Origin of the sequence: Methylogaea oryzae (assembly GCF_019669985.1) — a bacterium.
Lineage (GTDB): Bacteria > Pseudomonadota > Gammaproteobacteria > Methylococcales > Methylococcaceae > Methylogaea > Methylogaea oryzae.
Genome location: NZ_AP019782.1, coordinates 3,770,993 through 3,785,130 on the forward strand (window position 1 = coordinate 3,770,993; position 14,138 = coordinate 3,785,130).

Consider the following 14,138-nt stretch of genomic DNA (forward strand, 5'->3'; position numbering starts at 1 on the left):
AGTCAGCGATGATAGGGGTGGTTTTGCACGATGCTCCAGGCGCGATAAACCTGCTCGGCCAGCAGGATGCGCACCAGGGGATGGGGCAGGGTAAGGAGCGATAGACTCCAACGCTCGTGGGCCCGTTGCAGGCAGGCCGGCGCCAAGCCGTCCGGCCCGCCCACCAGCAGGCAAACGTCGCGGCCGCCCGCCAGCCATTGCTCCAGCGCCGCCGCCAATTCGGGAGTGCCGCGCTGCTTGCCGGTCACGTCCAGGGCGACGACATGGCTGCCGTCGGGTATCGCCGCCAGCATGCGCTGGCCCTCGTCCGCCACCAGCCTGGCGATATCGCTGTTGCGCTGGCGCTTGGCCATGGGAATTTCCTTCAACGCCAAGCCGCACTCCCGCGGCAAGCGCTTGGCGTATTCGCCATACCCTTCCTCGACCCAAGAAGGCATGCGGGTACCCACGGCAATTAAATGAATACGCACGGTCCGTTTTCTCCCCGCCCAGACCGGTGCAACAATAGGCCTTTCATGATGCCGCGATTATAGCGGAAGCCACCGTCAAGGAGCCTATCGCATCGAATTTGCAAGCCGCTTGGCGCTATCGGCGCAAACGGCTTGTCATTTCCGCCTAAATTAGTCAGAATTTCACTGCGGCCAGATCAGCGAAACCGATGCCGCGCCGGAGGCGACCGATACGGACAGCCCTCCACCGAAACAGCCGGTCATAGGGCCATCATCGCGGAACCCGCCGACATGAACACTCGTCAGCGCATACTCATCATCGACGACGACGACGACCAGTGCACCTTGCTGTCGGAAATCGCCGTGACCGCCGGGCTGGCCCCGATGGTCAGCACCGATCCAGCTCAGCTGCTGCGGCTGGCCGAACAGGATCCCGCCATTATCGTGCTGGACCTCATCATGCCCAACATCGATGGCGTCGAAATCCTCAGGCAGTTGGCCCAGCTGAAATGCAAAGCGCGCATCATCCTGGTCAGCGGATGCGACCGGCAATTGCTGAACGTGGTCGGCAAGCTGGCGTCCGCCCTCAAGCTGAACTTAGCCGGCCAAATCAGCAAACCCATCGACGTGGACGCCATGGAAGCCTTGTTCCAATCGTCGGCCCAGGCGGCAACCTAGTCCTTTACGCCTCGGCGTAGCGCTCCGCCTGCCCCAGCCAACGCGCCATCAACAACGGCGCGTGTTCGGGGCATTCCCGCCGCACGGTTTCCGCCGCCGCTTTCACCGCATCCAGCAGGGCTTGATCGCGGGTCAGATCGGCGATGCGGAACTGAATCTGGCCGGTTTGGCGCGTCCCCAAGACTTCGCCGGGGCCGCGCAGTTGCAAGTCCTTTTCGGCGATGCGGAAGCCGTCGTTGGTTTCGCGCAGGATACCCAGCCGCTCGCGCGCCAGGGCCGACAACGGTGGCTGGTACATGAGCAGGCAATGGGCCTCGCCCGGGCCGCGCCCCACCCGGCCGCGCAACTGGTGCAACTGGGCCAAGCCGAGACGCTCGGCGTTTTCGATCACCATCAGGCTGGCGTTGGGCACGTCCACCCCCACTTCGATGACGGTGGTCGCCACCAGCAAATCCGCCTCCCCGCTCTTGAAGGCCTGCATGACCGCATCCTTCTGCGCCGGCTTCATACGTCCGTGCACCAGCGCCACCCGCACGGCCGGCAAAGCTTCCGCCAAACGCGAAGCGGTGGCTTCCGCCGCCTCGCACTGCAACATTTCCGACTCTTCGATGAGGGTGCAGACCCAGTAGACCTGGCGCCCCTGTTCCGCCCAATGGGTGATGCGGTCGATCACCTCGTCGCGGCGCGCCGAGGAGATGACCGTGGTGGTGACGGGCGTGCGGCCCGGCGGCAACTCGTCGATCACCGACACGTCCAGGTCGGCGTACCCCAACATGGCTAGGGTGCGGGGAATGGGCGTGGCGGTCATGATGAGCTGATGCGGCGTAATGCCGTTGTGGGCGCCTTTCTCCCGCAAAGCCAGCCGCTGGTGCACGCCGAAGCGATGCTGCTCGTCGATCACCGCCAAGCCCAGCTTGGCGAAGCGCACGTGCTCCTGAAACAACGCATGGGTGCCCACGGCCACGCCGACACGGCCGGCCGCCAGATCGTCCAAGGCGGCCTGCCGCGCCGCGCCCTTGAGTCGGGCCGTGAGGCCGACCAGGCGCACCCCCAGCGGCTCCAGCCAAGCGCTGAAACTGCGCAGATGCTGCTCCGCCAGCAATTCCGTCGGCGCCATCAACGCCACCTGCCAGCCGCCGCTCAAAGCCATCAGCGCCGCGCAAGCCGCCACCACCGTCTTGCCCGCCCCCACATCGCCCTGCACCAAACGCAGCATGGGGCTGCCGGCAGCCAGATCCTCCCCCAACTCGCCGATTACCCGCCGCTGGGCGGCGGTCATGGCGAAAGGCAACGCGGCGGCGAATTGGTCCAGCACGCCCGGCTTCGCCTCAAGCACCGGCGCCGGCTGTCGTTTAATGCGTCCGCGCAGCTGGGTCAGACTCAAATGGTGAGCGAGCAACTCCTCGAACGCCAGCCGCTGCCGCGCCCGCTCAATGGCTTCCTGAAAGCCGCCGCGAAGCGGACCAGCTAAGGCTTCTTGAAAGCCGCCTTCCGGCTCCCTCTTCCCCAGGGAGAGGGCTGGGGTGAGCGCTTGCGCAGCATCACTCGTTCCAGAAGGCGGGCAGTGCAGGGTGATCAGCGCCTCGCTCAGGCCGGGCCAGCGGCGCTCCCGCCGGATAGACTCGGGCAGCCAGTCCGACAGTTCGTGCGCCTTGAGCAAATTCACCGCCTGGGCCGTTAGGCGCCGCAAGGTCTGCTGGCGCACGCCTTCGGTCAAGGGATAAACCGCGGTCAAACCGCCCTCGGCCGGCTCCATGGTCAGCGCATCGACGAAATGGTACTCGGGGTGAACCATTTCCAGCCCGTAGAAACCGTTGCGCGCCTCGCCGAAACAAGCCAGCAGCGCGCCGCGCGCCAATTGCTCGCGCTGCCGCTGGGTGAAGTGGAAAAAGCGCAGATAAAGGTGGCCGGTGCCGTCGCCGATGCGGCACACCAGAGAACGACGCCCCTTGGGCACCAGCTCCGTCAGCTCCACCCGCCCCTGAGCCAAGGCGGACGACCCGGGCTGCAACGCGCCGATAGGAGTGACCCGGGTGCGGTCCTCGTAACGCAACGGCAGATGGAACAGCAAATCGCCGACGCTGCGGATGCCCAGCTTCTCCAGCTTGGCCGCCGTGGCCGCCCCGGCGCCTTTCAACGCCGCGACCGGCGTTTGCTCCCAGCTTGGGCGCTCGTTCATGGGCTAAAACATGGATTCCGTTGCGTTCACGGGCTGCTTTGTAACGCAAAACGCCTGGGCGGGAAAGCTCAATGGAGCGAGCGGCGCCGTTCCCGGTCCGCCGCCGTCATCTTATTGCCGCTGCAACAGCGCCTTGACCTGAGCGAAACCGCCGGAAGAGGGCGGCACAGGCAAGACATCGTAGTTGGGGAGTTCGTTATGCAACGCCTGGATGCGCCGCTGGCGCTGGCGTTGCGAGTTGGGGTCGTTGCTCGGCATTTTGGCGATGGCATCCAGCATGGCGCTGGCCGGATAACCGGCAGCGGTCAAAATCGCCAAGGCCATGCCGTCGGCCTCCATTTCCTTGCGCACATCCATGGCTTGCGCCAGGGAACCGACCATGCGGCTGGGCGCATAGCCTTCATCGCTGTCGCCGCAGAAATGCGCCGCCAATTGGTGCCCCATCTCGTGGGCCAATATCGCCGCCACCTGCGCTTCGTTCTCCGCTGCCAGGATAACGCCGTCGGTCACGTAAGTACGGCCATTGCCGATGGAAAACGCATTCGCCGACTTGTCGCGCACGGCGCGAAACAACCAGTGCTCCGGCCAGTCGTAGGTCACGTATCGACCAATGTCCAAAACACTCTGGCTTGGCGCCAAACGCTGCCCCAAGCTTTGCAAGTAAGCGCTAACCGCGTCCCCGGCGGTACGCACCGGCCATTCCTGGTCGATACGCTCCGCGGTTTGCTTGGCGCGAAGCACCTCATCGCCGCACAACGCCCATGCGGACTGGCAGCAAGACGACAGCAACGCCAACGCAAGAAGCGGCAAGCGGATTCGCTCCGCTTGCCGCTTCCGTATCGAGAGCGCCTTACGATAGGCCGCTATCATCAGTTCCCGACAACAAACACAGCTTGGCTGACGTCGTAGCTGGTGCCCGATTGCACTTTGGTTTCCACCACATAAGTGCCTGGTTTGGCCGATTTGGGAATGGCGATGGTGGCGTTTACCGCATAACCGCCGGCGGCTTTTTGCGAATGGGTCGGCTCGCTGCTGGTCAACACCTGCCCGTCCTTCTTCAACGAATAGGACTCCACCACGTCGGAATTGGCCGTCCCTTGCGGCAGGGACAAAGAGTAATCGCTGGAAATCACCACCGATTGGCCCGCCGCCAGTTTCTCCGGCGTCGCCGTGGCTTTGTTCATTTTCACCAGCACCGCATTCGCCGACGGGGTAAAGCCGTATAACTGCTGATCCTGCTCGGCGGTACGTACTTGCTGAGTAGTGGCCGCCTGTACCAGTTTGACGGCGCCCCAACCCAACGCTGCGCCGCCCACCGCGGCGGCGATGCCGTACCCCACATTCCCCGTGAGCAAGCCGGTGGTCAATCCGCCGGCCAGGGCGCCCAGGGCCGCGCCCTGCATTTGCTGGCCTTCCTGGGTGGTGGCGCAACCGGTTGCCACCAAGCTGGTGCACAGCACCATAGTTACCGCGGTTTTTTTCATCGTAGCCATTTCTGATTTTCCTCTTCCTATGGTTTGTCTTGACTACCGGGCCGCCGGTACGCCGGCCGGCACGGGAGCGACGGGGGCGGCTGGCGCCGCTGCGGAATAATACGGATTGCCGTCGGGCAAGGGCCGGAGCACGCTGGACAATTGCGCTTTGGCGGCTTGCAAAGCGGGTACCGGCGGCGCTTCGATCGCTTCGAAGCTGCTGGCGTCATAATTGAATTTGCCGCTGCCGGACGGATATTCCACGCCCAACTTCAGCGCATGGGACTCGCCGTCCACCGGCAAATAGGACAGGAACGTCACCACGTAATCGCTCAGCAGGATATTTTGGATTTGCTCCATGACCTGCGTCATGCGGGTGATGGCGTCGCCGATCAGGAAATAAACGCCGAAGGAATTCTTCGACAAAGACTCCAGGTTTTTGAAGTACTCCTTCGAAGTCTTGGAGTAGGCCACGGAATAAATGGGCACGGGTATTTTCAAATTCGTGATGCGCCCGTTCAGTTCCTCGCGCGACAAGGCGCTGCCTTCATCGCGGCCGTCCGAGAACACGATGACGGAACAAGAGGCGATATCGCTCACCGAAGAGGCCTCCGATCCCTGCGCGGTCATGCCGCACAATTGCATGGCGGCGGCAACGCTGTCGTAAAGGCGGGTTTTCTGGCCGTCCACTCGAATATCGGCCAAACGGCGCACCACGGCGTTGCCGTCTCTTTCGAAGTTGGAGACCACATCGTAGCCTTCCTTGGTGTCGCGGATGGACAACACGGCGATCTCGTCCTGCGGCCGCTTGCCGGCGATGTAACGAACCGCGGCTTCCAGCGCCGCGTTAAAGGGCGCGCCGGCCATCGATTTGCTGGCGTCCAGCACCAGGACGGTGCGCACGGCTTCCTGGCGTTGGCGCAACGGCTGAATCACATACTGCCGCTTGGCAACATCGTAAGATTTACCCTTGACCATCAAGCCGACATTCAATTCGTTCAGGTTGACCAAAGGCTGCTGATTCTGGTCGAAGGTGCGGAAATACACCTGCACGTAGGGGTAAAGCGCATAGTTGGTTCGGTAAACCTTCAGGCCGTAGCCGCCCGGCGCGGCAAAACCGTAGCCGTCCGCTCCGGACACGGGAGCATAGGCCAGCGCCAACGCCGCCAGACCCAAGCAAAAAGAACGCAAAGACCACCTGTTGGACTTTCGCAACATACTCGCTTCTCCTTCCTCGCTATTGTTTTGTTTAGCGCCTTGCTCGACGCCTTTCGTCATTCAACTTATCACACCCGCCGAGACAGAATATAGCCCATCCCCGGGCCATTCGACGCGCAACAGCCAACACCGCAAAGCGCTCCGCCCCCTGATTCAGCGAATTTTTTGCGTCTGGCCGGGCGTGATGGACCAGCCGCCTTCGTCGCTGTCGTGTTTCGGCGGGGCCGGCCGCGGTTCGACGCTGCGGGAAGACGCGGACGAGGCGCGGGTTCCGCCGCCTGAAACGATGGACTCGGTACGCTTGGGAGGCTGATCGATGGTTTTGTCCGGCTCCGACTCGCTGCGCGTCTTGTGCAGCAAATTTAGCAAGTCGGCTTCGGAACCGCCCGCCGGAGCGGCGGGCGCGGGGCTTGGCGCCGGAATGGCCGGCGCGACGGCGGTCGCCGGCGCCGGCACCGCGACGCCCGTCGTGGCTACCGCAGGCGGCTGGGCCGCGGGCGCTGGCCCGGCGGTGGCGGCTGTCGGCGCGGGCTCCGCTCCCTTGTCCCGCATCAGGTAGGCCGCCCCGCCGATGATCAAAGCCAACACCGCCGCCCCGCCGGCCAACAAGGGCCAGCGGGCCGGCGCGACGGCCACGGGAGCGGAGACCGGCGGCGGCGTGCCGTGCCCCAAAGGGACGCTGTGGAGGGGCTGGGACAGGGGGCCGGTGCGGCCCATGGCGGGCCCGAAGGCGATATCGCCCACGCGAACCGTCCGATCGCCCACCATCGCTTCGACGGCGGCGTGGGGCTTTTCCTCCAATACCGCCAGCAATTCTTCGATGTTGGCTTGGCGCTCGTTGATGTTCAGGCTCAACGCGCGGCTCAGGGCCGCGTCCACGGCCGCCGGAACGCCTTGCACCAATTCGGCGATCGGCACCAGGGGCTTTCCCGCCACCCGCTCGTGGGCCGCCGCCGGCGTTTTGCCGGTCAAGGCGAAATACAGGGTGGCGGCATAGGCGTAGATGTCGGAGCGCTGGTCGGTGCCGGTGCCCAACACCTGCTCCGGCGGACTGAAGCCGTGGGAAGCGGCGCGTCCCAGGGTGCGGGTCATGCCGCTGTCGGACGCCTTGGCGATGCCGAAATCGATCAACATCACCCGATCGCCTTCGTCCAGCAGCACGTTCTCCGGCTTGAGGTCGCGGTGGATGATGGGCGGCGTGCGGCTGTGCAGGTAACTCAACACGTTGCCCAGCTCCAGCGCCCAGGGCTTGAGCGTGGCGTAGGGGATGCCGTTCATGCGGCGGCATTCCGATTGCAGGGTGCGGTTGCCGCCGAACTTGAGCACCAGGTAGACCATGCCGGCCTCGGTGAAGCGATCGGCGATGTCGGGAATGGCGGGATGCTCCAGGCTGCTGAGCAAGGACACCTCGTATTCGTCGAACAGCAGCTCCGGGATTTCCTTGAGCGCCCGGCGCTTGCCGTTGACGCGCTGATCCTCCACCAGGTAGGTGGCGCCGAAACCGCCCTTGCCCAGCACGGTTTTCACCCGGTAGCGGTCGCCGATCAGGTCGTTTTCCTGCTTGAGCCAGCCGAAGATGCCGCGCACCGCGCCGTTAGGCGCCGTGTCGACGTGGGCCAGATCCTGACCGCAACCGATGCAGCGGTAGAGGTTGGCGGCGGCCTCCGCCTCGGTATTGCGGGTTTCGCATTTGGAGCAGACGTGAATGTCCGCTGCCGCGGTTTCGCTCATGGATACTCTCCCAAACAGCGCTTCATGTTTTCGATTGATATGGCGACGCCTGTGGCGTCACTTTTTGTCCTTGAGCTTCAGCCCCGCCACGGCGGCGGCCAGAAACACCGTCCCCAGCGCCGCCACAATGCCCAAATCGCCCGCCACGCTGCCGGCCACCGGCACCAGCGCCTCGCCGGCGAAGTCGCGCACCGAACGCACCTCCTCGCTCAACGTCGCTTTCATGGCGTCGTAGGCCCAGTAGGCGATGATGCTGAGCTTGGCGAACCACAGGCCGCCGCCTTCCAATTTCACCACCGCGCCGGACAGGATCACCTGGGGAATGAGTAGGATCGGCACGGTGGCCACGGCTTTGTCGTTGGAATTGACGAAGGCGCTCACCGCCAAGCCCATGGCGGTGGCCGCCATGGAAGAAACGAACAGCACGCCGAAACGCGCCGCCATGTCGCCGGGAATGGACACCATGGCGGCCACCACGCCCAGCAACATGGCGCATTGCAGCAAGCACAATCCGGCCAGGGGCACGAGCTTGCTGACGATGTAAGGCGCCAGCCCCAGGTTGACCGAGCGCTCGCGCAGATAGATGGGCAGCTCCTTCACCAGTTCCCGCGCCGAATTGAGGCAGCCGAACCAAATGGCGGACAGCACCAGGATAAAACCGATCTGGCTCTCCTTGGCCGCGCGCAGGGCCAAGGCGGCGTCGATCTTGAACACCAGCCCGATCACCAGGGCGATGAGGGGCGCTTGCAGGATCAGAATCAGCAGGTTGCGCCGGTCCGCCAACATCAGGTCCAGGTTGCGGCTCATCAAGGTGGCGGTCTGCAGCCAGTCGAACCAGCGGCGGCGCGGCGCCGTCGGTTGGGTGATGGGGCCGGTTTGCGAGCCGTCCGGGTGCAGGCGGCGGCGCACGTAAGTCTCGTAAAAGCTGGAGGCGTGGAATTTTTCCGCCCACTCGGCGGCCGGCCGGCTCTCCAGCAGCTCGTACACTTCCGACAGCTTGTGGATGCCGAAATAGCCGGTAACGGCCTGGGGCGGGCCGTAAAAGGCCAGCTTGCCCTGGTGCAGCAGCACCACCAAATGGCAGGCCTCGATGTTTTCCAGGGTGTGGGTGACGCACACCACGGTTTTCTGGTCCTCGGCCAGGGCGCGGAACAGCTCCATCATGCGCTTGTCGGTGCCGGCGTCCAGGCCGGAGGTCACTTCGTCGAGGAACAGCACGTTGGGGTTGGCCACCAGCTCCACCGCCAGGCTGACCCGCTTCAGCTGGCCGCCGCTCAAGGGCGCCGGCGTGTCGATGGCCATGGCGGCTTTTTCCGCCAGTCCCACCTTGTCCAACACCTGGCCCACGTAACCGTCCATTTCCAGGTTCGTGGTGTCCGGCGGCAAGCGCAGGCGCGCCGTGTAATGCAGGGCCCGCTCCACGGCGATCTTGCGGTGGACGATGTCCTGCTGCGGCACGTAGCCGATGGCGGAACGGAACAGGTCGAAAGCGGCGTATAAATCGGTGCCGTTGTACAGCACGCTGCCGCCGGTGGCAGGCCGCCGGCCGTTGAGGGCGTCCAGCAGGGTGGACTTGCCGGAGCCGGAAGTGCCGAACAACACCACGAATTCGCCCGGCTCGATCACCAGGCTGATGTCGTCCAGCAGGTTTTTGTTGGCGCCGGTGGCGCTGTCGCGCACGGTCTTCGTCAGGTGGCGCACTTCGATGCGCACCCGGCCGGAGGAATCGATGGGATCGAGCCGGTCGCCGGTGAACACGAACTCGAAAGCGGCGAACGCCAGCTTATCGCCCGGCTTGATGGCGGCGCTGCCTTCCAAGCGGCGGCCGTTGACGAAAGTGCCGTTGGTGCTCTGGCAATCCTCCACCGTCCAACCGCCGGGTTGCTGGGTGAGCTTGGCGTGCTGGCGGGAAATGAGGGGAGAAGGGATCATCAGGTCGCATTGGGGCATGCGGCCGACGACCAGCTGCCCTTCGCGGCCCTGCCCGACGACGGGCGTCTGCATCAGCGGCGCCTGGCCGCCCACCATGACGGTGGCGGCTATCTCCGGCTTGGGCGCCTGGGCGACGATCACCGTGGCGGACGAATCGGGCGCCGCCGCCGGCCGCACGATGCGCACCTGGAAGGCGGTGGCGCCCAACAACAGCCAATCGCCGTCGTTGAGCTTGACCGGCTTGTCCACCGGTGCGCCGCTGAGGGTGATGACGGCATTGTCCACCGGTTCGACGAAGGGATCGTCGCCGTCGAGAAACAAGCGGGCGTGCTGCGGCAACACGCCTTCCCCCGGCAACTGGCACTCTCCTTCCGCGCTCCCCACCACGCCGGGCTGCCCGGCCTGCAGGCCCAGGCTGTGCTGGGCGCGGCTGGTCATGGAAACGAAACGGACGATGACGCTAGGATTCGACATGGCGGCGGCTCTATCGCTTCTTGTTTTATTCCCTGGAATGGCGAAACGCCCCACCCGCGGGTGGGGCGACGCTAGAAGCTTACCGCAGCAGCCCGCCGAAGGCCATGCGGCCAGGGGTTACAGGCTAACCGTCGCGTGACACAGGAAGGATTTCAGGTACTCGGTTTCCGGGATGGCCGGATGCACCGGGTGGTCGGCGCCGTGGCCGCCCTGCTTGAGGATCAGCACGTGACGGTCCACGTGGCGGGCGCAGGAGCGCAGCATGTCGCGCAGGGCGGCCGGCTCCAGGTGGTGGGAACAGGAAGCCGAGGCGAGGATGCCGTCGTAGTTGAGCACCTGCAGGGCGGCCTGATTGAGGCGGTAATAGGCTTCCGTGCCGGCCTTGATGTCCTTCTTGCGCTTGATGAGGGCGGGCGGATCCAGCACCACCACATCGAAGCGCTCCTTGGCTTCGCGCAGTTGTCTCAGGTAGTCGAACACGTCGGACGTCACGGTTTGCACCTTGCCCGCCACGCCGTTGAGCTCGGCGTTTTCCCGCACCAGCTCCAGCGCGGCGGCGGAGGCGTCCACGCACACCACTTCCTTGGCGCCCTGCACGGCCGCCGCCAAGCCCCAGGCGCCGCTGTAGCTGAACAGGTCCAGCACGCGCTTGCCTTTACATAGCGCGGCGAGGTCGCGGCGGTTGTCGCGGTGGTCGTAGAACCAGCCGGTTTTCTGGCCGCCCAGCAGGTCCACACGGAAGCGCGCGCCGTTTTCGACGATTTCCACCGGGCCGTCCAGCTCGCCGGCCGCCAGGCGGGTGTAATCGTCCAAGCCTTCCATGCGGCGCAGGCTGGAAGTGTTTTTCAGCACCACGGCGCGCGGTTGCAGCAGGTCTTGCAGCGCCGCCACCACGTCGTCCTGCAGGCGCTCCATGCCGGCCGTGCTGGCCTGCACCGCCAGCACGTCGCCGTAACGGTCCACCACCAGCCCCGGCAAGCCGTCGCTTTCGCCGTAAACGAGACGGTAATAGGGCTCGCTATAGCAGCGCTGGCGCAGTTGCAGGGCCGCCTTCAAACGCTTGGCCAGGAACGCCTTGTTGACGGCGGCATTGCCGTCGCGGGTCAGCAAGCGGGCCGCGATAAGGCTGGCCGGATTGACGTAGACCACGCCCAGAGGCTGGCGCTTGGAGTCCAGCAGCTGCGCCAAATCGCCGGGCTTGAAGGCGACCAGCGGCGTGGCGGCCGTGTCCACCTCGTTGCTGAATATCCACAAATGGCCGTGGCGCAAGCGGCGGTCTTCGCCTTTTTTCAAACAGAGTTCGGGGAGGGACATGGAGATTCCTAAACGATGGACGGCGCACTAAAGGGATGCGCAGGGAAAATGGGCACCGGACGCTTATCCTGGCACACTCGCCGCAAAAATCGCATTCGGACGGGACGCGCCGGAGGCAAACAAAAAGGGCTTAGGTGGGGAAACCTAAGCCCTTGCTTGATTTGGTAGCTACGGGTGGACTTGAACCACCGACACCAGCATTATGAATGCTGTGCTCTAACCGACTGAGCTACGTAGCCAAGAGCGGGAAATTACAGCTAAAGTCGTCGTTTTTGTCAAGCCTTTCGGCGTCGGCCGACCGGCGGATTTTTTATTCCCACCCCGTGGAGATCGCTCCAGCATGCCAGCCGCCATCACCGAACTATTCAAAACCGCCCGCTGGAAAAGCGCTATCGCCTGCGCCTGGCGCGGACTGCGCAGAGTCAGTGGCGACGACGCCTACGAACGTTATCTGGATCATTGGCGGCGGTGCCACGCCGGCGAGGGGGGCGAGCCGCTGAGCCGCCGGGCGTTTTTCCGCGCCGAACTGGAACGCAAGTGGAACGGCGTGCGCCGTTGTTGCTGACCGCTTAGGCCGGCGCCGAAATATAGCTCAACCAATCGCGCCGGCTGGAGCCGTAAACCAGGAACTCGGGATTGAGCAGGCCTTCCTTCGCGCCGTAGCGCAAGGGCCGGCCTTGCAGGTCCACCACCGAGCCGCCGGCCTGCTCCACCACGCACTGGGCGGCGGCCGTGTCCCATTCGCTGGTCGGGCCGAAGCGGGGATACAAATCCGCCGCGCCTTCGGCCACCAGGCAGAACTTCAAGGAGCTGCCGACGCTGGACAGGCGGTGCTCGCCCAGCCGCTGCAAATAGCCGCCCAGGCGCTCCGCACCGTGGGAACGGCTGCCCACCACCACCGGCACGGCGGGCGGCTCGCCGCGCACCGCGATGGCTTGAGCGGCTTGACCGTTGACCTGCTTGAACGCGCCGCAGCCTCGGGCCGCTTGGTAGCTCAGCCCTTGCGCAGGCACGTAAACCACCCCCAGCACCGGCGCATGATCGCGGATCAGGGCGATATTGACGGTGAACTCGCCGTTGCGCTTGATGAACTCCTTGGTGCCGTCCAACGGGTCCACCAGCCAGTAAGTCGACCAGCCCAGGCGTAGCTCGGCCGGCGTGTCTTTCGACTCCTCCGACAACAGCGGAATGTCCGGCGTCAACGCCGCCAACCCCCGCTCGATGCAAGCGTGCGCCGCCATGTCGGCGGCGGTGAGAGGGGAGCAATCATCTTTGTATTCCACCTGGATATCGCCCCGGTAGATTTCCATGATGGCGGCGCCCGCTAGTCGCGCCAGGGCGGCGACGGGTTCCAGCAGGGCGGCGAGGTCGGTGTCGGGCATGGCGGCAGCGGTGGAGTGCGTGGATGGGGTTGCGCGCCGGGCGGCGCTTGCGGCTTGGGGATATACTCTCACCCATGATGCCCTGGGAACAAATCGACAGCGTGTTTTTGGACATGGACGGCACGCTGCTCGACCTCAATTTCGATAACCATTTCTGGCAGGAATTCGTCCCGCGCCGCTACAGCGAAAGCCGCGGCCTGCCCTTGGAAGAAGCCAAGCGCCTGCTGGAGCCGCGCTTCAAAGCCATGGAAGGGCGCATCGAATGGTATTGCCTGGATTACTGGAGCGCAGCCCTGGAGCTGGACGTCGCCGGCTTGAAGACGGAAATCGCCGGCCTGATCGCCGTATTGCCCCACGTCACCGACTTCCTCGACGCGGCGCGTCGGCGGGGCAAGCGGCTGGTGCTGGTGACCAACGCCCATCCCAAGGCGCTGGGCATCAAACTGGAAAAAACCTGTTTGCACGAATTTTTCGACGCCATCGTCAGCTCCCACGCCTTCGGCGTGCCCAAGGAAGACGACGCCTTCTGGGGCAAACTGCAAGCGGTGGAGCCGTTTGCCCCCGCACGCACGGCCATGATCGACGACAGCCTGCCGGTGCTGCGCTCGGCGCGCCGCTACGGCATCCGCCACCTCTACGCCATCCGCCGTCCCGACTCCCGCCAAGCGCCGCGAGTCGTCGACGAATTCGCCGCGGTGGACGATTTGCGCGGCCTGTTGCCCCGCGCTTGAATGGGCTTGCAATCCGGCCAGGAATAGGCTGAAATGTGACCCAACAAGCAAACTTTGCGGTCCGCGCCCAGCGCGCTCTCGCCCCTCCCGCGCTCCGCGGGGCGGCAAAGAATCCGTCGAACCCATCCCCAATCACTGCAACAACCTTCCGGAGACCCTCGTGAGTGAAACTATCGTTCACGTAAACGACGACAATTTCGAAGACGCCGTGCTCAAAGCCAGCGGTCCGGTACTGGTGGACTATTGGGCTGAATGGTGCGGCCCGTGCAAAATGATCGCGCCGGTCCTGGACGAAATCGCCAAGGACTACGAAGGCCGCTTGACCGTGGCCAAGCTCAACATCGACGAAAACCCCAACACGCCCGGCCGTTACGGCGTACGCGGCATCCCGACGCTGATGCTGTTCAAGAACGGCGAAGTGGACGCCACCAAAGTGGGCGCCATGAGCAAGTCCCAGTTGGCTGCCTTCATCGACAGCAATTTGTAACCCGGAAAAGCCCGTCCCCGCTGGACGGGCTTTTTCCCTTGTGCTAGATTTCGCCCGCACTTCAGCCAGGATTAGCCCCGCGTCCCAGCCG

At 64.6% G+C, this 14,138-nt stretch carries 13 protein-coding genes and 1 tRNA gene; 4 read left to right on the forward strand and 10 right to left on the reverse strand.

Going from position 1 to position 14,138, the window contains the following annotated elements:
* Positions 1-2 precede the first annotated feature (2 nt).
* The gene (gene rlmH, locus K5607_RS16800; protein ID WP_221047696.1) at positions 3-470 is read right to left on the reverse strand and encodes a 23S rRNA (pseudouridine(1915)-N(3))-methyltransferase RlmH; all 468 of its coding nucleotides are present in this window, start codon (positions 468-470) and stop codon (positions 3-5) included.
* 270 nt (positions 471-740) lie between these two features.
* On the opposite strand from rlmH, the gene K5607_RS16805 reads away from it, so the two are divergent.
* The gene (locus K5607_RS16805) at positions 741-1,127 is read left to right on the forward strand and encodes a response regulator (protein ID WP_054774826.1); all 387 of its coding nucleotides are present in this window, start codon (positions 741-743) and stop codon (positions 1,125-1,127) included.
* A gap of 4 nt (positions 1,128-1,131) precedes the next feature.
* Here the strand turns inward: K5607_RS16805 and recG are convergent, their stop codons facing one another.
* The 8 genes from recG to K5607_RS16845 form a co-directional block, all read right to left on the reverse strand.
* Positions 1,132-3,306 carry an ATP-dependent DNA helicase RecG gene (gene recG, locus K5607_RS16810; protein ID WP_221047697.1) on the reverse strand — a complete coding sequence of 725 codons (2,175 nt, stop codon included), beginning with the start codon at positions 3,304-3,306 and terminating at the stop codon, positions 1,132-1,134.
* 111 nt (positions 3,307-3,417) lie between these two features.
* Positions 3,418-4,116, reverse strand: a complete 699-nt coding sequence (locus tag K5607_RS16815) for a M48 family metallopeptidase (RefSeq protein ID WP_221047698.1) — start codon at positions 4,114-4,116, stop codon at positions 3,418-3,420.
* Between the two features lie 59 nt (positions 4,117-4,175).
* Positions 4,176-4,799 (reverse strand): hypothetical protein, encoded by a 624-nt coding sequence (locus K5607_RS16820; protein ID WP_221047699.1) that lies wholly within the window; start codon positions 4,797-4,799, stop codon positions 4,176-4,178.
* Between the two features lie 33 nt (positions 4,800-4,832).
* On the reverse strand, positions 4,833-5,969 hold the full coding sequence (locus K5607_RS16825) for a vWA domain-containing protein (protein ID WP_246598909.1): 1,137 nt from the start codon (positions 5,967-5,969) through the stop codon (positions 4,833-4,835).
* A gap of 180 nt (positions 5,970-6,149) precedes the next feature.
* Positions 6,150-7,727, reverse strand: a complete 1,578-nt coding sequence (locus K5607_RS16830) for a serine/threonine protein kinase (protein ID WP_221047701.1) — start codon at positions 7,725-7,727, stop codon at positions 6,150-6,152.
* A 57-nt stretch (positions 7,728-7,784) separates the two neighbouring features.
* The gene (locus K5607_RS16835; RefSeq protein ID WP_221047702.1) at positions 7,785-10,133 is read right to left on the reverse strand and encodes an ATP-binding cassette domain-containing protein; all 2,349 of its coding nucleotides are present in this window, start codon (positions 10,131-10,133) and stop codon (positions 7,785-7,787) included.
* A gap of 117 nt (positions 10,134-10,250) precedes the next feature.
* Positions 10,251-11,447, reverse strand: coding sequence for a class I SAM-dependent rRNA methyltransferase (locus K5607_RS16840; RefSeq protein WP_054773610.1), 1,197 nt, complete (start codon positions 11,445-11,447; stop codon positions 10,251-10,253).
* Between the two features lie 162 nt (positions 11,448-11,609).
* Positions 11,610-11,686: transfer RNA gene (locus tag K5607_RS16845), tRNA-Met, on the reverse strand.
* Between the two features lie 101 nt (positions 11,687-11,787).
* On the opposite strand from K5607_RS16845, the gene K5607_RS16850 reads away from it, so the two are divergent.
* A complete protein-coding gene (locus tag K5607_RS16850; protein ID WP_221047703.1) occupies positions 11,788-12,012 on the forward strand; it encodes a YbdD/YjiX family protein in 225 nt (74 codons plus the stop codon).
* A gap of 4 nt (positions 12,013-12,016) precedes the next feature.
* On the opposite strand, the gene cysQ is transcribed toward K5607_RS16850, so the two are convergent.
* Positions 12,017-12,829: a 3'(2'),5'-bisphosphate nucleotidase CysQ gene (cysQ, locus tag K5607_RS16855; protein WP_054773611.1), complete on the reverse strand. Its 813-nt coding sequence runs from the start codon at positions 12,827-12,829 to the stop codon at positions 12,017-12,019.
* Positions 12,830-12,903: 74 nt separating this feature from the next.
* On the opposite strand from cysQ, the gene yrfG reads away from it, so the two are divergent.
* Together yrfG and trxA are read left to right on the forward strand one after the other, a co-directional pair.
* Positions 12,904-13,560, forward strand: coding sequence for a GMP/IMP nucleotidase (yrfG, locus tag K5607_RS16860; RefSeq protein ID WP_054773612.1), 657 nt, complete (start codon positions 12,904-12,906; stop codon positions 13,558-13,560).
* Positions 13,561-13,720: 160 nt separating this feature from the next.
* Positions 13,721-14,047, forward strand: a complete 327-nt coding sequence (gene trxA / locus K5607_RS16865; protein WP_054773613.1) for a thioredoxin TrxA — start codon at positions 13,721-13,723, stop codon at positions 14,045-14,047.
* Positions 14,048-14,138: the final 91 nt, after the last annotated feature.

Excerpts from the sequence above, each read along its gene's own strand:
- K5607_RS16805 (WP_054774826.1), top strand. The coding sequence starts at position 741 with ATGAACACTCGTCAGCGCATACTCATCATCGACGACGACGACGACCAG.
- recG (WP_221047697.1), bottom strand. The coding sequence starts at position 3,306 with ATGAACGAGCGCCCAAGCTGGGAGCAAACGCCGGTCGCGGCGTTGAAA.
- cysQ (WP_054773611.1), bottom strand. The coding sequence starts at position 12,829 with ATGCCCGACACCGACCTCGCCGCCCTGCTGGAACCCGTCGCCGCCCTG.
- K5607_RS16820 (WP_221047699.1), bottom strand. The coding sequence starts at position 4,799 with ATGGCTACGATGAAAAAAACCGCGGTAACTATGGTGCTGTGCACCAGC.
- K5607_RS16840 (WP_054773610.1), bottom strand. The coding sequence starts at position 11,447 with ATGTCCCTCCCCGAACTCTGTTTGAAAAAAGGCGAAGACCGCCGCTTG.
- K5607_RS16830 (WP_221047701.1), bottom strand. The coding sequence starts at position 7,727 with ATGAGCGAAACCGCGGCAGCGGACATTCACGTCTGCTCCAAATGCGAA.
- yrfG (WP_054773612.1), top strand. The coding sequence starts at position 12,904 with ATGATGCCCTGGGAACAAATCGACAGCGTGTTTTTGGACATGGACGGC.
- K5607_RS16850 (WP_221047703.1), top strand. The coding sequence starts at position 11,788 with ATGCCAGCCGCCATCACCGAACTATTCAAAACCGCCCGCTGGAAAAGC.
- K5607_RS16835 (WP_221047702.1), bottom strand. The coding sequence starts at position 10,133 with ATGTCGAATCCTAGCGTCATCGTCCGTTTCGTTTCCATGACCAGCCGC.